Source organism: Thalassotalea piscium, assembly GCF_030295935.1.
Lineage (GTDB): Bacteria > Pseudomonadota > Gammaproteobacteria > Enterobacterales > Alteromonadaceae > Thalassotalea_B > Thalassotalea_B piscium.
The window spans coordinates 156,481-179,882 of the sequence record NZ_AP027362.1; the positions used below are offsets into that span (position 1 = coordinate 156,481).

At 37.7% G+C, this 23,402-nt stretch carries 22 protein-coding genes and 1 tRNA gene; 9 read left to right on the top strand and 14 right to left on the bottom strand.

Annotated elements, in window-relative coordinates; genetic code table 11:
* Nucleotides 1–16: 16 nt before the first annotated feature.
* Nucleotides 17–406, top strand: a complete 390-nt coding sequence (locus QUD79_RS00665) for a bacteriohemerythrin (protein ID WP_184422189.1) — start codon at nt 17–19, stop codon at nt 404–406.
* 160 nt (nt 407–566) lie between these two features.
* Nucleotides 567–642, top strand: a tRNA-His gene (locus QUD79_RS00670).
* A 94-nt stretch (nt 643–736) separates the two neighbouring features.
* Here the strand turns inward: QUD79_RS00670 and QUD79_RS00675 are convergent.
* Nucleotides 737–1,648 (bottom strand): LysR substrate-binding domain-containing protein, encoded by a 912-nt coding sequence (locus QUD79_RS00675; RefSeq protein ID WP_184422186.1) that lies wholly within the window; start codon nt 1,646–1,648, stop codon nt 737–739.
* A 145-nt stretch (nt 1,649–1,793) separates the two neighbouring features.
* Here QUD79_RS00675 and QUD79_RS00680 point away from each other — a divergent pair, with 145 nt between their 5' ends.
* Together QUD79_RS00680 and QUD79_RS00685 are read left to right on the top strand one after the other, a co-directional pair.
* Nucleotides 1,794–2,252 (top strand): DoxX family protein, encoded by a 459-nt coding sequence (locus tag QUD79_RS00680; RefSeq protein WP_184422184.1) that lies wholly within the window; start codon nt 1,794–1,796, stop codon nt 2,250–2,252.
* Nucleotides 2,253–2,400: 148 nt separating this feature from the next.
* Complete coding sequence (locus QUD79_RS00685; protein WP_184422181.1) at nt 2,401–4,437, top strand: TonB-dependent receptor plug domain-containing protein; 2,037 nt, start codon at nt 2,401–2,403, stop codon at nt 4,435–4,437.
* Between the two features lie 371 nt (nt 4,438–4,808).
* Here QUD79_RS00685 and QUD79_RS00690 read toward each other — a convergent pair whose 3' ends face one another.
* The 7 genes from QUD79_RS00690 to nhaA all read right to left on the bottom strand — a co-directional run bounded on the left by QUD79_RS00690 (nt 4,809) and on the right by nhaA (nt 10,542).
* Nucleotides 4,809–6,023, bottom strand: coding sequence for a beta-ketoacyl-[acyl-carrier-protein] synthase family protein (locus tag QUD79_RS00690; RefSeq protein ID WP_184422178.1), 1,215 nt, complete (start codon nt 6,021–6,023; stop codon nt 4,809–4,811).
* Nucleotides 6,016–6,282, bottom strand: coding sequence for an acyl carrier protein (locus QUD79_RS00695; protein WP_184422175.1), 267 nt, complete (start codon nt 6,280–6,282; stop codon nt 6,016–6,018). The genes QUD79_RS00690 and QUD79_RS00695 overlap by 8 nt, the downstream gene beginning before the upstream one ends.
* Nucleotides 6,269–7,858, bottom strand: a complete 1,590-nt coding sequence (gene lnt, locus QUD79_RS00700) for an apolipoprotein N-acyltransferase (RefSeq protein ID WP_184422172.1) — start codon at nt 7,856–7,858, stop codon at nt 6,269–6,271. Before lnt ends, QUD79_RS00695 begins: the two co-directional genes overlap by 14 nt.
* Nucleotide 7,859: 1 nt before the next feature.
* A complete protein-coding gene (locus QUD79_RS00705; protein WP_184422169.1) occupies nt 7,860–8,045 on the bottom strand; it encodes a hypothetical protein in 186 nt (61 codons plus the stop codon).
* A complete protein-coding gene (locus tag QUD79_RS00710; RefSeq protein WP_184422166.1) occupies nt 8,046–8,579 on the bottom strand; it encodes an archaeosortase/exosortase family protein in 534 nt (177 codons plus the stop codon).
* 254 nt (nt 8,580–8,833) lie between these two features.
* Nucleotides 8,834–9,298 carry a Rap1a/Tai family immunity protein gene (locus QUD79_RS00715; RefSeq protein WP_184422164.1) on the bottom strand — a complete coding sequence of 155 codons (465 nt, stop codon included), beginning with the start codon at nt 9,296–9,298 and terminating at the stop codon, nt 8,834–8,836.
* A complete protein-coding gene (gene nhaA / locus QUD79_RS00720) occupies nt 9,295–10,542 on the bottom strand; it encodes a Na+/H+ antiporter NhaA (protein WP_184422161.1) in 1,248 nt (415 codons plus the stop codon). Before nhaA ends, QUD79_RS00715 begins: the two co-directional genes overlap by 4 nt.
* A gap of 133 nt (nt 10,543–10,675) precedes the next feature.
* Here nhaA and nhaR point away from each other — a divergent pair, with 133 nt between their 5' ends.
* Nucleotides 10,676–11,584, top strand: a complete 909-nt coding sequence (gene nhaR, locus QUD79_RS00725) for a transcriptional activator NhaR (protein ID WP_184422158.1) — start codon at nt 10,676–10,678, stop codon at nt 11,582–11,584.
* A gap of 126 nt (nt 11,585–11,710) precedes the next feature.
* Complete coding sequence (locus QUD79_RS00730; RefSeq protein ID WP_184422155.1) at nt 11,711–12,199, top strand: MarR family winged helix-turn-helix transcriptional regulator; 489 nt, start codon at nt 11,711–11,713, stop codon at nt 12,197–12,199.
* Nucleotides 12,200–12,288: 89 nt separating this feature from the next.
* Here the strand turns inward: QUD79_RS00730 and glnD are convergent, their stop codons facing one another.
* The 4 genes from glnD to QUD79_RS00750 form a co-directional block, all read right to left on the bottom strand.
* A complete protein-coding gene (glnD, locus tag QUD79_RS00735; protein WP_286289446.1) occupies nt 12,289–14,865 on the bottom strand; it encodes a [protein-PII] uridylyltransferase in 2,577 nt (858 codons plus the stop codon).
* Between the two features lie 43 nt (nt 14,866–14,908).
* On the bottom strand, nt 14,909–15,283 hold the full coding sequence (locus tag QUD79_RS00740) for a hypothetical protein (RefSeq protein ID WP_184422152.1): 375 nt from the start codon (nt 15,281–15,283) through the stop codon (nt 14,909–14,911).
* Between the two features lie 97 nt (nt 15,284–15,380).
* A complete protein-coding gene (locus QUD79_RS00745) occupies nt 15,381–15,923 on the bottom strand; it encodes a manganese efflux pump MntP (protein ID WP_184422150.1) in 543 nt (180 codons plus the stop codon).
* A 9-nt stretch (nt 15,924–15,932) separates the two neighbouring features.
* A complete protein-coding gene (locus tag QUD79_RS00750) occupies nt 15,933–16,208 on the bottom strand; it encodes a metal/formaldehyde-sensitive transcriptional repressor (RefSeq protein ID WP_184422147.1) in 276 nt (91 codons plus the stop codon).
* 116 nt (nt 16,209–16,324) lie between these two features.
* On the opposite strand from QUD79_RS00750, the gene dmeF reads away from it, so the two are divergent.
* Nucleotides 16,325–17,296 carry a CDF family Co(II)/Ni(II) efflux transporter DmeF gene (gene dmeF / locus QUD79_RS00755; protein WP_184422144.1) on the top strand — a complete coding sequence of 324 codons (972 nt, stop codon included), beginning with the start codon at nt 16,325–16,327 and terminating at the stop codon, nt 17,294–17,296.
* Between the two features lie 91 nt (nt 17,297–17,387).
* Here dmeF and fghA read toward each other — a convergent pair whose 3' ends face one another.
* Nucleotides 17,388–18,227 carry an S-formylglutathione hydrolase gene (gene fghA / locus QUD79_RS00760; RefSeq protein WP_184422126.1) on the bottom strand — a complete coding sequence of 280 codons (840 nt, stop codon included), beginning with the start codon at nt 18,225–18,227 and terminating at the stop codon, nt 17,388–17,390.
* 72 nt (nt 18,228–18,299) lie between these two features.
* Entirely contained in the window at nt 18,300–19,430 is a 1,131-nt protein-coding gene (locus tag QUD79_RS00765) for an S-(hydroxymethyl)glutathione dehydrogenase/class III alcohol dehydrogenase (RefSeq protein ID WP_184422123.1), read from the bottom strand.
* 139 nt (nt 19,431–19,569) lie between these two features.
* On the opposite strand from QUD79_RS00765, the gene QUD79_RS00770 reads away from it, so the two are divergent.
* Together QUD79_RS00770 and QUD79_RS00775 are read left to right on the top strand one after the other, a co-directional pair.
* Nucleotides 19,570–20,457, top strand: coding sequence for a LysR substrate-binding domain-containing protein (locus QUD79_RS00770; RefSeq protein ID WP_286289452.1), 888 nt, complete (start codon nt 19,570–19,572; stop codon nt 20,455–20,457).
* A gap of 58 nt (nt 20,458–20,515) precedes the next feature.
* The gene (locus QUD79_RS00775; protein WP_184422120.1) at nt 20,516–23,335 is read left to right on the top strand and encodes a DUF2339 domain-containing protein; all 2,820 of its coding nucleotides are present in this window, start codon (nt 20,516–20,518) and stop codon (nt 23,333–23,335) included.
* Nucleotides 23,336–23,402: the final 67 nt, after the last annotated feature.

Below are 23,402 nucleotides of genomic sequence, written 5' to 3' on the forward strand. Positions count from 1 at the left end.
GATGGTATATAAACTTATGTCTTTAATAGAATGGGATCATGCTAAACTAAGTGTTGGTATTGAAAGTATTGATAGAGAGCACCAAGTTATCGTTGAATTTATTAATGATATCGCAAAAAACATTAATAAAAATGCGCCTGCTGACTATCTAGAAATGCTGTTTGATCGACTGATCAGCTATACCCAATATCATTTCGCCAGCGAAGAAGCGTATTTTAAGCATTTAAGTATGCAAGATGTACTGCTGCACCGGTTGCAGCACAAACATTTTATTGAGCAGCTTTATGCTTATAAAATGGATGTTCACCACAATGTAACTACAGTGTTACTCGATAATTTATTAGATTGGTTCGTAAGCCATATTCAATCTGAAGACAGAAAGCTTATTCAAGCAATTAATAAATAAGAGCTGCTGTAATATCAACCAGCAAGTAGCTGCTATTTTTCTTGAGAATAGATCAGTAAGGAAAAATTTAATTTAAACTACAAATTTTGCTTGTCAATCAAGGCCTAAATGCAATATACTCTCGGCGCCTTACCATAAGGCGTTCTAAGTAAGTTCAGTGGTGGCTATAGCTCAGTTGGTAGAGCCCCGGATTGTGATTCCGGTTGTCGCGAGTTCAAGTCTCGTTAGCCACCCCATTTACTGCTTCTCAACTTACATCATCTTAATAAATAACGCAGTAGTAGTTTGTTTTAGCTAATAGCAATGTTCACATAGTTGGTGATGCTTTTGTTAGTACTGGTTTTCTGAATTTAATAAGATCTCTGTTAATTTATTGAGCCCCTTGCCTTTATTTGTTATTTTCCATGCCATGTATATGTCTTGAGGTGAAGGCTGCTCGGCTAAATCTATTTCAACAAGTGTTCCGTCATTAATATGCTGTTGAGCCGTCGCTTTGGGTAAATGCCCAATACCTATTCCTGCAATAATAGCGGCGACTTTTTGAGTAATGGAACTCACAAAAAAATGTTGGCTGCCTTTAATCATATTTATTGACCATGGAATATCATGTAAGGAAGAGTCATGAACAACAATGCTTCTATATTTGATAAGTTCGTTGGTGGTCATTGCTTTGTTTGCGTGAGAAAGGTCTTGAAATAACGGATGTGACTTACTCATAACAAGCACGCTGTCTAACTGTCCTATTTTTATCGCGCGAATGCCTTTTTGATTGGGCACAGGGGCTGGTGCACCAATAACCAGGTCAACTTTGTCTTCTACTAGTGCTTCCCAAGTACCATTCATTACTTCTTCTTGTATATCAAATTCAATATTTTCATGTAGCGCTAAAAACTGTTGTATGCCAGCAAAAACTGGTTTTATATTAATAATTGAATCACAAGCGATGCGTATTTTGGGCTCCCAGCCATTCGCCATGGTTTGCGTTTGTTCAGCCAGCGCATTTATTGTATGCAGTACCTTACGGCCTTCACTGAGTAGGTGTTTTCCTGCGGGGGTAAGTACGGCGCGTCGGCCTTGTCGCTGAAAAATAGTTACATTTAACTGTTCTTCTAATTTTTGCACTATATAAGAAAGTGCCGAGGGTACCTTATTCAACTGCTCAGCCGCTGCTGCATAACTACCACGGTATTCTATGGCATCTAATACCAGCAAGGCTTCAACACTTATTGGTGGTGTTTTCATCTTTATATGCTCACTTTTAGCATTATTGAAAATAAATGTTCAATTTTTTTGATGTTATTAAGCAAATATTAACGCTTATTTAATTATCCTTCAACTTATACAATAGCGACATTATCAATTAACCACAATTTCAAAGGGCAACATTATGAACTTTATCAACACAATTAAAAACGTCACTAAAACTGAACAGTCATTATCAGCACTACCATTAAGAATAGTTGCTGGTATTCTTTTTACTGCACATGGTGCGCAAAAGCTTTTTGCTTGGTTTGGTGGTTATGGTTTAGACGGTACTGGGCAATGGATGGAGTCTATAGGGCTTACTCCAGGGTACTTCATGGCATTAATGGCAGGAAGTGCTGAGTTTTTTGGTGGCTTATTATTGATTATAGGGCTACTTACCAGACCAGCAAGTTTAGTTCTTGCTATTACTATGGTGGTTGCCATTGTTACAGTGCATTTGGATAATGGTTTATTTATGAGTAACAACGGCTATGAATTTGGTTTAGCGCTATTAGCGATGACAGTCGCCTTGCTATTTCAAGGTGGCGGAAAGCTTTCAGTAGACAATAAAGTTTATCAGTTATTGAATAAAAACGCTTAACCCTAACAGGAGCGCGCTAATAGGTACCTATTAGCGCGTTTTTTAACGTGTTTTTCTTATTAATTAACTTATTACCTTGACCTTCCAGTAGGCGTAACCTTTAGAATTAACTCCCTTAATATTTTAAATTTTGTGTGAAAAATTATCTATGTTCAATTCTAAGTTTTTAATCCTACTTGTATTTACCCTTAGCTTTATTCCACATAGCCGTGCAGAGGTACTCAGTGCAGATATTCGTTCGCCAGCTAAGGATTCTGAATTATCACAAGAATCCCAAGAACAGCATCATGAAGATGATCATGAACACGAAGAAGAAATAGAAAAAATAATTGTACAAGCCACGCGTTCTGGCCGTATTGCTAATGAACAGCCGATTCGAGTTGAACTTATTAACAGAGAAGAAATTGAAGAAAAAGCCGCCATGCGTCCTGGAAATATTTCAATGTTAGTTGCTGAAACCGGTGGTGTGCGTATGCAAACAACGTCGCCAGCATTAGGTAGTGCGAACATTCGATTACAGGGTTTGTATGGTCGTTATACACAATTACTGGCTGATGGTCTGCCACTTTATGGCAACCAAGCGTCTTCAATTGGCTTACTACAAATACCACCTACAGATTTAGGTCGAGTTGAAATTATAAAGGGCTCAGCTTCTTCACTTTACGGTGGTTCAGCCCTTGGTGGTGTAATAAACCTTGTATCTAGGCGACCAAGTGATGAATTTACCGGTGAAATGCTGCTAAATGCAACTACACGCAATGGTCAAGATCTTACCACGTATATTGAAGCACCACTTTCAGACTCAATAAAAGGGTCGTTAACCGCTGGCGCTCATTATCAAACAGCACAAGATATTGATAATGACGGTTGGATTGACCTTGCTGAATATGAACGTTATACCGCTCGTCCGCGACTTTTTTGGGAAGGTAACGAAGGTGAAACGCTTTATGCCACCATCGGACTGATGACTGAGAATCGCGTCGGCGGGAATACGGCTAATGGTACCGTTGCCGATGGTACTTTTTTTAAACAATCACAAGAGTCACAGCGAATTGATAGCGGCTTAGTATTTACTATGCCGTTATTAGACTCGCTTACTTTGAATGCGCGAGCATCAACAATGCTACAAGAGCATAAGCATGGCTACGGTAAAGTTATTGAAGATGACCAACATGAAAGCTATTTAGTTGAAACAAGTCTTGCTGGTTATAACGATAAAAGTGATTGGGTTGTAGGGCTTGCTTATCAATCAGAGATCTATGCTTCTGATACACTCCCTAAATTTAATTACTCATACGAAGTTCCTGGTGTTTTTGGCCAGCTAGATTATGAACTTAGCGATCAGCTAACAACCTCACTCAGTGCTAGGTTAGATGAGCATAGTGAGTATGGTACGCAGTTTAATCCAAGAGTGTCACTACTTTATCGACCATCAGACTTAACAATACGAGCGTCATTTGGCCGCGGTTACTTTGCTACAACGCCTTTTGTCGAAGAAGTAGAAGCTGTTGGTTTATCAAAGCTTGAAGAAATTAAAAATTTACAAGAAGAACATGCAGAAACGGCTTCGCTAGATTTTACCTATACCTTTGAGCATATTGAAACTAGCTTAACCTTATTTGGTTCAAATGTTGATAATGTTACTAACCTAGAAGCTTTTTCATCGAATAATGATGCTACATTTGATCGTATAAAATTAGTTAACGCAGCGGGTGAAAGTAAAATTCGTGGTTCAGAAGTGTTGCTGCGCTACCGTTGGGAAGACATAAAACTAACAGCAAGTTACTTATATTTAGATGCTACTGAGGAGAGTGAAAACGGACAAGGGCGAAGAAAAATCGCCTTAACGCCTCAACACTCAGCTGGATTTGTTGCGATGTGGGAACAACATGGTAGCTTTAGAACTGGTTTTGAGGCCTATTATACAGGGCCACAACGCTTAAATGATAATCCCTATATCAATGAATCAAGACCTTACTGGCACTTAGGTTTAATGGGTGAAATAACAATCGGTCGTGTGAGTTGGTTTATCAACTTTGAGAACCTTTTAAATGTTAAGCAAACTGATGAGCACCCGTTACTATTGCCAGCAGGGGCACCTAATGGTCAATGGACTACAGATATTTGGTCACGTAATGATGGTTTTATTGCTAATGCGGGTATTAGAATAAAATTTGACGGCTAAATTTATTATTTAACCTTAGCTCGGGTTAAGAGATAAGTTATACCAGTTTCATTAAATATGTGATCTATTTTATACGCAGTGAAAACAGTCAAATACAAGGCATTTATTTTCATAACTAGTTGTTCTAATTATAAAATAAATAACGCAGTAGTTGATTGTTTTAACCAGTAGAAATGATCATATAATTAGTGAGATTGGTATTAATGCCCTGAAATTGCTAGACTTGTGGTTGTAGCAACTCACTAGCTTGATAGTTTTTCTTCATTCAAGGCAAATTCATTAAGAATATTATTCTTTTATTTATGAATTTAACGCAGAGGTAAGGAAAAATAGCTGCTAGAGAGCTATTTATTATCCCGAGTTGAGGTTGTTTATGTAATGTCTTGTTCAAATATTAACGAGACATTTAAGCCACCAAAAGCAAATGAATTACTCAGCGCCTTATTAACTTGTGTTGCTAGCGCTTTGTTTGCTACAAGGTTAATAGCGCACAGGGGATCTTGTTCTTTAACATTTGCCGTGGGTGGTATTTGTTGTTTTTTAAGAGCAAGAATTGTGGCTATTGCTTCAATTACTGCCCCCGCCCCAAGTACATGGCCATGAATTGACTTTGTTGATGAAACCCAAGGTGAATGCTTAAATGTAGCATTAATTGCCGAACTCTCGGTTAGATCGTTTTGGTTGGTCGCTGAGCCATGAGCATTTATATAGTCAATCGCTGTGGCATTGAGTTTAGCGTCTGTTAATGCTGCTTGCATTGCTTGTTGAGCGCCCTTTGCTAATGGTTGCACGGCATTGTGTGCATCAGAGCTCATGCCAATTCCTGTTATTTTTGCATGAATATTCGCATTGCGCGCTAACGCAAAAGATTTTCTTTCTAATATCAGCGTACCTGCGCCTTCACCAATAACTAATCCACTACGGCCTTTAGAAAATGGGCGACACGTATCATTTGACAATACTCTCAATCCATCCCAAGCAATAAAGTTGCCTTTGGTAATACATGCTTCGGCGCCACCAACAACTGCAACGTCAATAAGGTTACTTCTTAGCATAAGTACAGCCATGGCAATAGCGTGGCCAGAAGAAGAGCAAGCCGACGATGTAGCAAAGCTAGGTCCGGTTATGCCATATTGTATCGATATTTGACTAGTTGCAGCACTTGGCAGCAATTTAGGTACGGTAAAAGGGTGTGTTCGGGTTTTTCCTTGTTCAAACAACTGAGCATAAGAAGACTCAATAGTTTGTTGCCCGCCAATACTTGTTCCATGTACAACACTTACTCGACTTAAATCGCATTGTGTAAAGTCAATTGCTGAATGTTGTATTGCCTCTTGTGCTGAAATAACGGCAAATTGTGCGTAACGGTCGAGTAGTTTTAGCTGGTTATTGGCAAAGTGGTCACTTGCTTGATAGTTTTTTACTTCTGCACCAATGAAGTTATCAGTAGCTGAGCAAGGAAATAGTGATATAGGACCAATGCTGTCGTGATTATTTTGGTTAAATAATTGATCTTCAAATTCAATTAAATTATTACCTGCAGCACTAATGCAGCCGAGTCCAGTAACGACAATATCTTCATTCATTTGATTTTTTTTCTTTTACCAATGCGAGTACTATTTTTAATATATCGTTATAACTCTCAACAGAAAACCCTTTGCTTTGAAGATCTGTTTCATTAGGAATTTTAATATCGAAGGTTTCTTCAATATCAAAAACAATCTCAACAACAGATAGCGAATCAATTGCTAAATCGCTAAAGGAAGTAGCCAGAGCAAACTCTTCAGCGGGTATATCCGTATACTCAGCTACTATGGTTTCTACTTGTTTGTTAACGGTTAACATTTTTTACCCTTGCGTAAATTAAAAATACAAAGCAAATTAATATAAATATAATTTTTATAAAATTTGGAAACATTTGATAAAAGCTTGAGTGCTTTTCAATCGGTATATCAACCACAGAATAACCTTGCGTATCAGCAGTAATTTCAGACCCTTCAACTATTTGGCCATACGGATTAATCACCGCACTTAAGCCGGTGTTGGTCGCCCTTACCAAATACTGGCGATACTCAACACTGCGAAACAGAGACAAAGCTAAATGCACCTTTCTTCCCGCGGTTTGAAAAAACCAAGCGTCATTAGATGTATTTATCATTAGTTCACCTCCTTGGGCAACTCCAGCGGCAATTTGCTCTGAAAAAACAGCTTCGTAGCAGATCAATGGAATGGCTTGTATCGACTCACCTTGAGCGTTATTAAGGGTAAACAATGTGGAAGTATTACCAGGCTTATAATTCGGCGCAAATGGAAATACTTTTCTAAGCCAAGGGAATTGTTGTTCATAGGGTAAATATTCACCAAAAGGTAACAGTACTTGCTTGGCGTATTCTTGTTGAACGGCATTACTCTCAATAAGTTCCATCGTATTAAAATAGCTAACATCTTGCGTTGTCGATTCATCAAACGGACTTATTGCGGTTAATAATAATGGTGTTTCTGCTAAAAAACGATTAAAAAATAGTCCGTCGTTTTGATAATGTTGAAATGAAATTGGTACGGGAACTTCAGGGAATATAATTAAATCAATCCCTTGTTCTTTATTCACCTGTGTTAAAAGTTGCGATATTGTAGCTTGAGCATTTTTCCAATCAATGCGACTACGGTTACTCACATCAATGTTAGGCTGCAACATGGCTATTTTAATCGTTTTTGTTGGAGCGTCTACATAATTTAATAGTGCGTGCTGTTTATAGCTACCATAAGCCATATTAGCCAAAAATAGTAAACACGCTAAGCCAAAGCATTGAGTTGCTTTAGTTGTGTTTGATGTTGAGAAATTAATACCATTGGCAATAAGGATATTGATCACATGAATAATAAAAAATACTAAAGCCACACCACCTATATCTGCTAATTGTATAAAAATGGGCTGTTGATAAAGTGCATGGGCTAAATTTCCGGGTAAAATATGCGGAATGTAATTGACGAGCACCGTAAATACGATTGCTGAGAAAAATGCGCCACTTATTGAGTGGCCAAACTTAAAGCGCACATGTGTCCAGCAGGCTACAGCGTAAGGTAGTGCTGATAGCAGGCAAAATAACAGCACAAAAGGTAGCATGATATTCGCTGAGGAAGAGGTTATTTCGGCAAGGCCTGCAATAACCCACCAAATACTCACAAACCAACCTAAAGTTGCAGCAAGCAATCCCAGCATAAACGCATTACGTAACGACAATTTGTTTAGCACAAAAAGCACAGGCACGAGAGTAAACCAGGCTAACTCTGGCACACCACCGCTTGGGAACGCTAGATAAAAAAACAAGATGGTAAGCAGCCCCATAAGCAGGCTGAATATTTGTAGGTTACGCTCAGTACGTTTAAAGCAACTCTGAAAAGAAGCTAATGATAGCGCCATACTACTTTTTTTTGCGATAAATAGTGAGCGCGATCACCACAAATAAAAGATGAAATAGTGAGTTCATTACCGGAACGCTAGAACCACTGCCACCGGTACCGCCGCCACCACCGCCACCACCCGCAAAGGCAAATAAAGGAGTAGACATAATTAATAACGTTAGAATGACAACAAGCACTCTATTCATTTAAACCTCTTTAGTTCCAAATAAACGCTCTACACCGGTAATTACAAGTAATGCCGTTAGAAAATTAATAATTTGCCAAACATACAGGTGGTAAAACTCAAATTGATTATTATCTTTTTTTACTTCAAACAATAAGTGTGCAATTCGTAGCATGTTTTCACAATACAATAACACAGCAGCCAGTAATACCATTTTTAACCGTGCTGTAAAAGGTTGCTTAAAACTCATAATAACAGCGCTAACGCTAGCAAACAGCATTAACCCAGTACATTCATTGTCTACAATTAAAAATCGAGGGGAATCACTATGTATTAGGTGATTACCATCAACAATTATTGTTATGTCTGCTACTAACGAGTAAAAAAAAGCAACACTATGGCTTATTGCAAGTTGTACAGCATAAGACAGTAACTGACTTTGATGAATGCAATAAACAATAACTTGAAAGATGACAATAAAGACTAAAAATCTCGAAAAGAAATTTAAAGTAAAAGGGTTTTCATTTTGAGACCTTAAGATTGGTAAAAATGTCATTTATTATCAAGTTATACATAACAAGCGATTGTTAGTATATCTTTGAACTTAGGGTAAAATCTAGCCCTGTTTGGGGTTTAGTACCATTTCGTAAATATTATCGTTACTCGGCTACTTGCTTAAATGGTTTGGTATGACTTGTGTTTATACGCTTTTATTTGTAAAAATGTTCCTATAATCAAAAGGTGCCTATTTTTATTCGTTTGAAATAGACACCCTAAATAGCACAGACATAACTTTTATTAACAACCTTGTTACTGTTGACAAGGAAAATTAATAATTAAGGTTTCAAGCAAAACCTCTTTGAGAGTTTTGTGCTCTAACTTTTGTATATCAATAGATTGAGCTACTTTTGAAGCGATTGATTGACGGTCTAATTCTCTTGGAATACAAAATTCATGCGCCTGCTCATTATCTAACATCGACGATGTGGTTAGTAAGCGCGTTTGATAAGCTCGCTTCAAATAATCACTTTTAGGCTCTGCCTGTTGTGATATTTGAGCTTTTGGCTTTATCACGGCATCGTCAGTAATTAATGACGAGTCGATGAAGCCGTCAATATAAGATTTACAGGCATTTATTTTTTCCTTTTTGCTATCTTGCTGATACGTCGAACATGAGTCGATAATTGCAGACTTAAAGTTAGCAAACGCACTTAATGGACTTACTAATAGCATTAGCGCTAGCGCTGTAAAAATAAAGCTTTTTAGGGTGTTCATTTGTTTTCTCCTTCAGTTAATTTAAACAATTCACTACTTTTGTCGGTGGCGCTATCTATAGTGGCTGTCTTTAACTTTGATGATTTGCGAATTAATAAAGTACCAGCCACTGCTGAGATTAATGACCCAACTAAAACACCAACTTTTACTTGTGTTTGATAAGCTAAGCCTTGTTCTTCAAATGCTAATGAGCCAATAAATAAACTCATGGTAAAGCCAACGCCGCAAAGCAAGCATACGCCATATAGCTGAGACCATGTAGCGCCTTTAGGCATGCGGCAAAGTTTCAACTTAATTGCAATAAAACAAGCCGTAAAAATACCTAATTGCTTACCAATAAATAACCCGCCAATAATGCCTATAGAAATTGGCGTAAATAGCTTATCCGCTGACACATTTGTTAAGCCAACACCTGCATTAGCAAAAGCGAATAAAGGTAGCACGAAGAATATAATCCAAGGGTGCAAACCTTGCTCTACTTGATAAGACATTGACTCAGACTCTTTTCGCGCAATGGGTATGAACCAAGCAACAGCAAAACCGGCAAGTGTTGCGTGAACACCAGATTTTAATACCGCGGCCCAAACTACAATTGAAACAAGAATGAAAGGTGTTTTATTTTCAAGCTCAAGTCGGTTAAATATAAACAGCAAAACTAAGCCTACACTGGCAACAATTAACGAATAGGGTGCTAAATCTTGTGAGTAGAAAAGAGCAATAATAATGACAGCACCAATATCATCAATAATGGCAACAGATAATAAAAATAACTTTAGGCTAGGGGGTAAGTGCTTGCCAAATAACATAAAAATACCAAGTGCAAAGGCTATATCAGTGGCAGAAGGTATTGCCCATCCATTCATGGCAATTGCATCGTGGTAGTTAAAAGCAACATAGATCAAAGCAGGGAAAATTATTCCGGCAACGGCTGCTAAAAAAGGTAACACTATTTGGTCACGGTTCGACAGTTGCCCATAGAGTAACTCACGCTTAATTTCTAAACTCACCACAAAAAAGAACAGCGCCATTAAGCCATCATTAACCCACAAAACCAGTGGTTTACGAATAGCAAAGTCACCTAAAGTGATACTTACTGGAAATTCAAGAAACGCATTATAACTATAACTGAAATAGCTATTCGCCATTATCAAGGCGAGTGCAGCTGCAACTACTAAAATAATACCTGAGCTAGCATCTGTTTTTATAAATCGTTTCCATCGTTGAACGAGAATATTCTCTGGCATGGCCTCTCCTTTTGGTTTGTTCTTATACTTTATAGCAAACATCGTAGGCAATAAAAGTCGACTATAGTTGTGTTAATAACAACTTAAAATTGATAGTGTTGTAAGTAACGCATTGTTTTATTGGGGAGATTAAATGGGGAAGTTAAATTTTCATCATCTGCATTACTTTTATACCATTGCCACGCACGGTAGTATTGCTAAAGCATCAAAGCTGCTGCATATCACGCCACAAACACTTAGCGCTCAGCTTAGTTTGTTAGAAGATCAGTTGGGGTATCATTTATTTGAGCGTAAGGGCCGGCGTTTAGTGCTTAATGAAATGGGCCGTACAACATTAAGTTACGCTCAAGAGATCTTTAGCTTGGGTGATGAGTTGATGCACTCATTGAAAAACCATTCGACCGATTTTTCTGCTCGTTTTTCTATCGGAGTATCTGATGTAATTGCAAAGGTGTTTTCGTTTAACTTCTTAAAAGCTATTTATGAGATGGACGACTCGATTAAATTGGTGTGCAAAGAAACAAATTTAGATGTGTTATTAGGCGAGCTAGCCACTAATAAGCTCGATGCTATTTTAACCGACTCTCCTTTAAAGTCTGGCTCACGCCTTAAAGTCTATAGTCATCTTGTAGGAAAAAGTGGCTTTAGTTTCTTTGCCCATAAAACTATTGCTGATACATTACGTGATAATTTCCCTTACTCACTTGATAACTATCCTTTTTTTACGGCAGGAGAGGGATCTAATCAACACTTAAGTGCTAGTGCCTGGTTTGACCAACTTAAAATTTCACCGACAATTATTGGTCAGTTTGATGACTCTGTATTGTCTAATTATTTTGGCCAAGCAGGCTACGGTGTTTTTTGTGCGCCAACGATTATTGAAAAGCATATTATTGAGCAATTTAATGTGGCTTTAATTGGTAAAACAGATGAGATTAATGAGCAATATTTTTTGATTTCACCAGAACGTAAAGTAAAGCACCCAGCGGTACAGCATTTATTAACAGAGGGGCGAAAACTATTTGATCAACCCATTATTTAAATATCCTTATTTATACGTAATTAATAGGAGGGGCCTAACAATAAAAAGTTACAAGCTAACAGGCAAATGTTATCCTCATCACACAAATTTTATACAATCTATTAATGTGATACCTCTGGGTTAATTATGGAAAAATATGAAGAGCTACTTGTCTCTATAAGAAAGGTGATCAGAGCGATTGACCTTCATTCAAAACAACTAAATAAGTCTTCAGGTTTAACTGGTCCGCAATTGTTGATTATGAAAGAAATTTCACAAGTCTCAGGTGTTATGGCGAGCCAAATTGCCAAAAATATTAATGTAAGTGCGGCTACGGTTACCAACATTTTAGATCGATTGGAAAAACGAAATTTAATTCACCGAGTAAGAAGCTTAGAAGACAAAAGACGGGTTGGCCTTTATTTATCAGACGAAGGTAAAGAGTGCCTAGTGGGGGCTCCGCAACCATTGCAAGAGCACTTTATTGATAAGTTTTGTTCTTTAAAAGACTGGGAGCAGTCGCTATTGCTGTCTTCAATGCAACGTATCGCGACTATGATGGACGCGAATGAACTTGATGCATCGCCAGTATTAGAAATAGCGCCTATGGACAATAGCATTAGAGAAAAACCTTAGGCCGTATTAGTTTTTTTACTGCATTTATGCTTTTTTACGAGCAGCAATATCAATCTAGCCTACATTCACAGGTAAGTAGAACTCACGAATTAAGAAATCTCTTTTGCTAATAAATCGACTAGTTTTTCATGCTCTATAGGTTGTTTTTCACCTTCAGCATTTGCATGAGATACTAAAAATACATTCTCGGTAGTTTCACCAAGTGTACTAATTTTAGCTGAATGTATAAAAAAATTATGCTTAGAGAATAAGTGGCAAATTTGCTCAATGTAACTTGGATCATCTAACGTATTAACCTTAAGTAATGCTTTATTTTTGCTTGTTGTTTTAAGTAGTTCAATATTTGGGGTGTGCTCGAAGTTTCTAACATATAAAGGTGTACTCAAAGAGGAAGGAGTAAACTCATTCGTTAGAGTTTGCTCAATACGCTCAATAACAGATTGTAATCGATATTCATCGTCAAGTGGTTCATCGTCATGATCAAGCAGTCTAAAAATTTCTAATGCATAATTATTTTTCGTACGCATTATTTGCGCGTCTTTCACTCGTAATTTAGAGCTTGAAAATGTTTTAAATAAGTCAACAAACAACTTAGGTCTGTCTTTGGTATAAACCACTAAAGAGGTAATGTTTTGATCGCTATTTTCAATAGAAAACACTTTTTCATCGCCTAACGATTTGGCTAATACAGATGTAATACTTACAATATCAGGCAAAGAGTTATGACTAAAAAAGTTATTGGGCAATACTGCCCAGCAATGATTAACTTGCACTTCGCTAAGGCCTAATTCAATTAATAGCTTTCGAGCATCTTGTTTATTTTCACGTATCACTTGTCTGGCAGCAAAAATATTCTCTAAGCCTTGGTTTAACGCATCACGAATAAACATATATATTTGATTCAACTGATACTCATGCCAATCGTTAAAATAATTTTCATTGGTTGCCATCATGTCAGCCATGGTCAAAATATATAACGAATTTAATTTTTCTTGAGAGCCAATAAGTTGAGCGAGTCGCTTTATTTCATCGGGTTCATTAATGTTTTGTGTTTGAATAGCTGAAACAAGTAAATCTTGGTTGGTAATTAACCATTGAATTCGATTGATGGAAGAGTTTTTTAACTGATGTAAATCGGCTATTTCTTTTGCCTGCATGGCACTTAACATATTTTTGTCTATGGCTTGAATACCTGATAAGTGATGGAATAAAGCGGCAAATTTTAAGCCTAATTCATCTTTTATACTTCGGCAAACAGCGTAGGCTAGGCTTGTTTTGTCTTTGTTGCGCTTAAACGAGTCAATAAATTGCAGTGTTTTAAAGGCGTGTTCGTCAACAGTGTAGGCATTGTGCATATCAAATTGCATTTGCCCTTCAATATGTCGCCACTGAGGAAAGTAAGACGCTAAAATTCCATAACGATGCATAAGTGCAAGTGCTTTTTGTGTACCGGTTGGATGAGCAAGAATCGCGAGAAATTCTTCACGGCAGCCTTGATAGTCTTGCAGCTCACCTAGCAAACCACGTCGTGTTTGACGAAGTAACCGCAGGGTTTGTGGCGCAATTCCGTCGATGTTTTTGTTATCAGCTATTAGTTTAAATAATCGAATAACTTGTTGTTTGTTAATAAAAACGTGTTCAAATTGAGCTTCAATTAAATTATCTCGCACCATAAAGTATTCATCTATTATGATGTTTTTCTCGGTTGCTCTACCATTAAGTGTATCAAGTCTGAAAGAATCACTGATCATCTGATTTAGTTCTCGCACACGGGTCATGGCTCTGAACAATTGCTTCATCATACGCTCAATAGCTGTTTGGCTATTATCACCACTACCAAAATGCATAAACTTTGCTACATCGGCTTGATGTTCAAATAATAACGTTTCTTGTGGGCTATTAGTTACTGAATGCAATGCCCATCGAACGCGGCAAATAAAATCGTAAGACTCACTTAACTCTGCTAATTCGTCCTGTTGCAAAAAACCAGTACTTGGAAGGGCATTAGCGTTTTCAACAGAGAAGTGTTTTTGCGCGATCCACATAATTGTGTGCGCGTCACGTAAGCCACCAGGGTTGTTTTTTAAATTAGGCTCTAAATATAACGACGTATCTTTCGCTTTTTTCTGGCGAGCGTCTTGCTCAGCAATTTTTGCATGGTAGAAAGACTCGCTAGACCATAAATGGTTTTGATATAGGTTAATGCGTATTGTTTCTGCATGTTGCTCCGCACCTGATAAATGACGAATATCAAGTAAGTTAGTCGCAATAGTTATATCGTTTTTAGCTGAACTGAGCGATTCATCTATCGAACGTACAGAATGACCTATATCAACACCAAAATCCCATAATTTTGTTAAGAACAAAGAAAGATTTTCTTGCTGTTCAGAAGAAAGCTTGCCGTTATAAATAATGGCTAAATCTATATCTGAATGGGGATGAAGCGATTGTCGACCATATCCACCCGCCGCATTAAGCGAAAGATTATCTGCATTAAGTTGGTAGTGCTGCCATAATTGTAAAAGCAGGTGATCAAAATGCTTGGCTCTTTCGCGCATTAGCATTTGAATTGAGTGTGTTAAAAAGCATTCATTCAGTTTATCTGACATTTCTTGAATGCTTGTTTTTATTGCTTCCCTTGACGATGCTTCGCTATCGATATTCACGTTTGTTCCGTTTTAAAGTGTTTAAACCTTATAGTTAAACTATTTAGTTGTCCTGCAATAATTGATCAATTGGTGAGTGTATTACCAAAAACCAATCATTATTAATGCTATTTGATTGAATTGTTAATTTTCTTTGGGCTAGCAGAGGGTGAATAGTGCTACTTGATGAAGTGTTATTTTTAATAATAATATTCGATGGTGTGTGTGAACTTTTATCGCCTAGCTGAGAGTGGTGAAAAGTTCGGAAAGGTATATATCTATTTTTTTGATAAAAATAACGACTTTGAAAATTAACAAGCTCAGAAAGGGCAGGAATTTTATTATCATCAACATTAAGGGTAACTATTGAGTCATCAATATTATATGTTAATTGATGTTCCCGTGTTAACGCCTTAAAACCTAATGCTGTATGCCCCACTTAACACCTTGATAAATAAAATATCATTGCATTAATACTAACAGTACTAGGTAAATTTATCAATTTGAAGCTGTTTATAATCGTGGATTTGTTAACTTTACAAAGGCAATAATATTTTTATACCAATGGCTATTAAAACAATCCCTCCAAAAAATTCTGCTTTATTCTCAAGCCAGGTACCACTTTTTGCACCAACGAAAACACCAACCCAACTGAAGGCAAAAGTAGTAATCCCAATTATTAAGCAGGCGACAAAAGGGTTAACTTCTAATATCGTCAATGTAACCCCAGCAGCCATAGCATCTATGCTTGTTGCAACGGCAAGTAAAAGCATAATTTTATGTGTTATGTTTACTATTTCATCTTGTCCATTTGATTTTGATGATTCATAAATCATTTTCCCCCCAATTATGAGTAATAATAGAAACGAAACCCAAGAGAGATAATCATTCAACAAGCCCAAAATTCCTATGCCACCGGCATAGCCAATTAAAGGCATAACTGCTTGGAAAAAACCAAAGTATAATGCTGATATTAATGCTAGTGCTGTTATAGACTGTGTTCGTTTTGAGCCTAGCCCAATGGACACAGCAAATGCATCCATACTTAATGCTATTGCAAGCGCAATGACTTCAATCATTTTTTTCTACTACTTTAAGTAACTTTTAAGAATATGAATAACTTGTTCAACTTCGTGTGAGCGTTGTTCATTGGTTAAATCGTTAGCACCTAAGTGCTCACGTAAATGGTTTTCTAACACTTCTTTCATTAAACCATTTGCAGCACCTTTTATGGCGGCAACTTGTTGTAAAACAGCGAGACAATCTGGCTCACCTTGTAATGTGGTTTCTAATGCCACTGATTGTCCTGTAATTCGCTTAACGCGATTGAGTAACTTTTTTTTATCGGCAACGCTGTGTGACATAAATATTCCGGAACTTGAAAGCAAGTATACTGGGGTATAGTATACACAAAGTGTTTTGTTGACGCTATTGATGTCGAGGTATTCACCTCTTATGTATCAGTTTATTTGGATGTTAGATGAAAAAAGAAAGTAATATTGACTGGAAACATGCTCACGACTTTGGTGTAGCAAATACAAGTAACGTCAATAAAGTTAAGAAAGTATTTTGGTTGACTACCATTGTTATGATCCTTGAAGTCACCGCAGGAATTTGGTCGGGCTCTATGGCTTTACTTGCTGATGGTTGGCATATGGGCACCCATTCTGCTGCCTTTTTAATTACTATTTTTGCTTATAATTATGCTAAAAAACATGCAAATAATAGAGACTTTAGTTTTGGAACAGGAAAGGTTAATTATTTAGGGGGATTCGCTAGCGCAGTAGCGTTGGCAATTGTTGCGTTAATTATGGGTGTAGAGTCTGTGCATCGATTACTACAGCCCCAAAACATTTATTTTAATGAAGCCATCGCTGTTGCCATTATAGGATTGATAGTTAATGTGATATCTGTGTACATGCTACATGATCACCATCACCATCACCATCACCATCACCATCACCATCACGACCACTCACTGGATCATACTCTCGACACTAAGCATCAAAACCATGATCATAATTTAAAAGCAGCATATTTCCATGTGCTGGCTGATACATTAACCTCATTATTAGCAATAGTTGCGCTATTAGCGGGTAAGTACTTTGGTTTGATTTGGATGGACGCCTTAATGGGAATAGTTGGCGCGTTGGTTATCGCTCGTTGGTCTTATGGATTAATTAAAGAGTCAAGCCATGTGCTATTGGATAAAACTGCAACAAGTTCTGGCTTATCTGATGTGGTACGTATTGTGACTGCTGTAAAGGGAACCAAAGTTCGTGATATTCATCTTTGGCGAGTAGCAGCTATGCATCAAGCGCTTATCTTATCGTTAGAGGTTAGTAATACCGCTGAAATAAGCGATTACAAACAACTTATTCAGAAAGATATGCCACAAATATCACATATATCTATTGAGGTTAAGCAATTAGATGTGAGTGGCTGTAGTTAAATACACCCAGAAAAATGCCGTCGAATATACGACGGCATTACAATAAGGCATGTTAAGCGTTTATTTAAGCTTTTCTTATGGCAAACTGAGGTTATTTAGCTAAATGCTTAGCATGAAAACGCAAATGCTCTTCAATAAACGATGAAATAAAGTAGTAGCTGTGATCATAACCTTCATGAATAGCCAACTCTAAAGGATAACTACTGGCTTTAGCTGCAGCTTCTAATAGTTCAGGCGTAAGTTGCTCTTTAAGAAAGTTGTCAGCACCACCTTGGTCAACTTTAGCGGGTAAAAACTGCGTTGCTTGTCGCATTAATTCACTTGCATCATAAGCCTGCCATGTACTTTTATCTTTGCCTAAATACGCGGTGAAAGCTTTTTGCCCCCAAGGTACATTTACCGGATTACAAATAGGGCTGAACGCTGACATTGAGCAATATCGCTCAGGGTTTCGCATCGCAATAGTTAATGCGCCGTGCCCACCCATTGAATGACCGCTAATGGCGCGCTTGTTTGACACAGGAAAGCTTGCCTCAATTAATGCAGGTAGTTCTTTCACAATATAGTCGTACATTTGATAATGTTTATTCCAAGGGGCTTGGGTAGCATTGACATAAAACCCTGCACCTTTACCTAAATCATAACCATCATCATCTGCTACATCGTCACCACGAGGGCTAGTGTCAGGGGCTACAATCGCAATGCCTAGCTCTGCAGCCATGCGAAAAGCACCTGCTTTTTGCATAAAGTTTTCATCGGTACAAGTAAGGCCTGAGAGCCAATAAAGCACTGGTACTTTCTCACCGCTTGATGCCTGTGGTGGTAAATAGATAGCAAAGCGCATGTCACAATTTAACGTTTTTGACTGATGGGTATATTGTTTCTGCCAACCACCAAAAACCTTATTTGCACTAATATTTTCAATTGTCATGGTAGACCTCACATCTTGTCCAACAGCAAAAATATGCTGTTGGGTGTTTATTTATTAAGAAAAATGTCGTTTTTATTTATCGAAATGAATAACGCTGCGAATACTTTTACCTTCATGCATTAAGTCAAATGACTCATTAATGTCTTCTAACGCCATGGTATGGGTAATAAAGTCACTTAATTTAAATTCACCCGCTAAATAACGCTCAACGTAGTCAGGCAATTCAGTACGGCCTTTTACACCACCAAAAGCAGAGCCACGCCATACTCGGCCCGTTACTAGTTGAAATGGGCGGGTTGAAATTTCTTGCCCTGCACCAGCCACACCAATAACAACAGACTCTCCCCAACCTTTATGACAACATTCTAACGCTGAACGCATTAAGTTAACGTTACCCACACATTCAAATGAGTAGTCAACGCCACCATCAGTTAGCTCAACAATAACGTCTTGAATTGGCTTATCGTAGTCTTTCGGGTTAATACAATCTGTTGCGCCTAGTTTTCTAGCTAATTCGAATTTGCTTTCATTAATATCAATGGCAATAATACGGCCCGCTTTCGCCATAGTTGCACCAATTATTGCTGATAAACCAATGCCGCCTAAACCAAAAATCGCAACGGTTGCACCTTCTTCAACTTTGGCCGTATTCATTACTGCACCCATGCCTGTTGTTACACCACAACCAAGTAAACATACTTCTTCTAATGGGGCTTCTTTATTCACTTTTGCTAATGAAATTTCAGGTAAAACTGTGTATTCAGAAAATGTTGAGCAGCCCATGTAATGGAAAATTGGCTTGCCGTCTTTATAAAAGCGCGTGGTGCCGTCAGGCATTAAACCTTGGCCTTGCGTTTCACGAATTTTTTGACATAGGTTGGTTTTACCCGACAAACAAAATTTACACTCACCACACTCTGGTGTGTAAAGCGGTATAACATGGTCGCCTACTTTAACACTCGTAACGCCTTCACCGACTTGTTCAACAATACCACCGCCTTCGTGGCCTAAAATAACAGGGAAAATGCCTTCCGGATCTTCACCTGATAAGGTAAACGCGTCGGTGTGGCACACGCCAGAGGCGATTACTTTCACTAATACTTCGCCTTTACGCGGTAACATTACATCGACTTCTTCAATCGATAGCGGTTGCTTTGGTCCCCAGGCAACGGCTGCTTTAGATTTTATAAATTTATCTGTCATCTTTTTCTCACCTTTGTGTTGATTGATGCTTCTAGCATAAAATAACTGAGCGCATACTGTTATTGCGTTAGTATAGCTGTTTCTGTATAAATGATAATATGCTAATTTGTAAAATCACTTTTACTAAGGGGTAACAATAGTGCAGTGGGAAGGTATCAGCGAATTTGTTTTCGTTGCTGAAAGTGAAAGTTTTACCAAGGCATCAAAAAATTTAGGTATTTCTACCGCTCAGGTTAGCCGCCAGATCAGCGCATTAGAAAAACGACTTAATATAAAATTGTTTTATCGCACTACACGTAAAGTGTCGTTAACGGAAGAAGGGCGCATATTTTATCAGCACTGTCGTAGTGTGCTTGACGGGTTAGATGCCGCTGAGCGTGCTATTACTAACCTGCAGTCTAAGCCTCAAGGTAAAGTAAAGCTAACCGCGCCAGTGACTTATGGTGAGCAGTTTATATTGCCATTAGTAAATAATTTTATTGTAAAGTACCCAAACATTGAAGTTTCAGCTTACTTAAGCAATCAGCAAATTGACTTAGTTGAACAGGGGTACGACTTAGCCATTCGTCTTGGCAAGTTAAGTGATTCTACCTTAATGGCAAAAAAGCTTGGGCAAAGAACTAATTATATATGTGCTTCACCAATTTACTTGAAAAAACATGGCATCCCACATTCCTTGTCTGAATTAAATAAACATAATTGCTTATTGGGTAGTCTTGATTACTGGCGTTTTAAAGAATCTAATAAAGAAAAAAATATCAGAGTGCATGGCAAGGTGCGTTATAACAGTGGTTATAGTTTAGCTGATGCATGTGTAAAAGGGTTAGGTATAGTGCAATTACCCGACTATTACGTAAAAGAACATGTTAAAAATGGTGATTTAATGACATTATTAGACAACTACCGAGAACCCGAAGAAGGTATTTGGGCGGTATACCCACAAAATCGCCATTTATCGCCAAAAATAAGGCTATTGGTTGATTACTTAGCTGAAAACTTAGTGTCTGATCACGCTAAGAGCAATTAAACTAGCGGTATAACAACCCAAAAATAATTTAAGAGATAATACAGTTACAGGATGTAATATGAGTGAAGAAGTCAAGGCACTAAGGTCTGAATTAGCCTTACTCAAACTACAGTTCAGCGAAAAGCTAAATGCAGTTGAAGCCCGGTTAAATGCACTAACTAGCGCAGAAGAGCCAGTACAAAATAGCGTGTCACTTGAACATTCACCCGTACAAGTTACAACAGATATTTTTCCCCCTGAGCCACCAATTAACGCATCACAAAAGGTTAAAGTAACGCCACCAAATAAATCGTTTTTGAGTAAAATTTGGCATACTCCCGCAGGCGACTTATCTGAATTAATAATGGTGTTTTTTAGCACCTTGCTACCATCGTTATTTGATTGGTTTTCACCGCTAACAAAAATATATCAAAACTATAAAGCAAAGGGGATGCTAGGTACGTTTATTTTAACTATTGTTGGAATTGGCTTAACGCTCTCGGGTTTTGGATACTTAATGCAGTTGCTGATTGATCAATTAGGCGCAGGTGCAAAGTCTTTATTAGTCTGTGGCGGGGCTGTCTTAGTGATGGTATTAGGCATAGTGCTAAAAATTAAAACACGCTTTAGTGAGTTTGCCACAGCCATTGTTACCTTAGGAGTTTTACTCGCTTATAGCGCGATATATTTCTCAGGAAGCGTGTATGGCTTGTTGCCTAACCTTGTTATTTTGGTGTTATATGTAGCAATTGCATTATTGTGTCATTTTCTTGCGCTATGGCTAGATACAAAAGTTGTCGCGGCCTTGGGTATTATTGGTATTGCCACAATGCCGATACTTTCTAGCACTACTAGCATAGCGCCATTGTATTATTTATTGTCACTTGTTTTTGTAACTAGTAGTAGCTTGTTTCTGGCATACAAACGCTTAGGGCATTGGCTTGCACATTTGAGCTTGGCTTTTGTATTGGCTTCACTAGAATGGATTGTCGGTATAGAAAATATAGCGGTATCTGCGTGGATAATTAGCCTGTTTTATCTGCTATTTTTTGCATACATTACTGCTTCACTGTTAAAAACTAACGATACACCTAAGCCTTTACTGGTCTTTTTGATGGCATTATCGGGTGCCACTATTTTAATTTTCTTCCAAGCAAGTGATGTTTTTACAACAGCCATTAGTGTTAGTTTTGCAGTGCATATGCTAATAGCTTTAGTGGCGAGTGTATTGTTCTATAAAGTAAAACGCGAGTTAGCTGATGTTTATATTTTGTTAGCTGCTACGTGGGCAATACTGACCATTGTTAGTGCAATTAGCGCAGCATACTGGGGTATTGCTTGGGCAATAGAAGGGTTATTACTACTCTATATTGGTCGTAAATACCTATTTTCATCAACGATTAATCAAGGGCAGGTGTTAATCGCAATAGCATTGGCATATTCTTGGTCAGCGCTTGCGATGTATTTTCCATTACCGGCGTTACAATCAGTTGACGGTTGGACCTTATCAATAGTAATTATAATGGTTATTGCTATATGGCAACGTATTATCAATCAATCTGAGCCATTTAATAAGTTTACGCAATCTACGGTTAAGCCAATGCTGCAATTATTAGAAGTTGTTTGGTTAACTGTTTTATTAATTGTCAGTGCAGATATTTGGCTAGGAAACTGGACAGGTGCATTGGCGATAATAGTACAAGCAGTAATACTTTTTAGAGCAAAATATTGCAAGCAAGTAGCTATTGAAGTATTCGCCGCTGTTCTGATCACTATACCGCTATTTTATATTTATAAAGGTGCAGTAGAGGTTGATAGCTATCGCTTTACTCAGTTACCAATATTTGCCCAATTAGCAGTTGTATCCGCATTTGTACAACTTTGGTTGTGGTCAGCTTTTTATCGTAAATATCAGCCAAACAGCGCAATTTTACCTATTGCAGAGCATGCCAGAATAGCGTTTTATTTACTCATTCCAATTTGTTGGGTCGGCTCTGTTATCCGACACTTTGGTGAAAATGCGATTATGCTGCTTTGGTGGTCGCCACTATTAGCATTGCTATTAGCTAAATATGTAAACCATCACTTATTAGTTAAGCAAAGCAAGCTACTCACCGCTTTAGCGACAGTTTGCTTTGTTATTATAAGTGGCCAACTTAATATAACGAATAGTGCTATTACCTTAATTGGTTTCTCTAGCTTCTACTTAATAGCGTATTGGCTTAATAGAAAAGAACCACAGCACGTTTATCAATTTATTTGTAGTTGGGGAATACTCTCTTTAGGCTTTGCAGTGCCGGCAATTGTTGGTCTCCATTCTAATAACTTATGGTACGGCGCTATTGTTGCGTCTTGTTATTGGAGTGCTATGTTCAATAATACGCTTATTTCTCACCATTTAAAAAACAATGAAACATTCATTACACTCACTAATTTAGTGCTGATTATTTGTGGCTGGCTACTAATGTCAGTGAATGTGAATTACGTGCTTGTGCCTGTGATATTTTTAATTGCTGCTTTATATAAGAAAGAACAACGGTTTTTACACTCAAGCCTAGCGAAGTTGCTAAAAAGCAATGCAGACTTATTTTTGCATTCAGTTGCTGCAGTTAGTTATGTAGTGTTGTTTGCCTCTTTTACTGGCTATCGCTTAGATTTACTCATCGCACCAGCTTTAGCTGTTCATGGAGCATTAATACTATTTTTAAAAGATAAGCGCCTAACAACGGTTAAATATAGCTTTGGCTTAATTTTATTAGGCATTGTGAAATTAGCAATGATTGATGCGGCAAACGCATTACTTTGGCAAAAAGTTATTCTATTTATGGGCGTTGGTGTTTTTATTTTAGTGGCGTCCTTTTGGTATCAAAAGCTAGTGAACCGTGTACAGGCAAATTAAACATGCTATTGTTTTAGAGTTAAATGTAACGCAATGGATACAATCTTAAACTAACCAACAGTGAGGG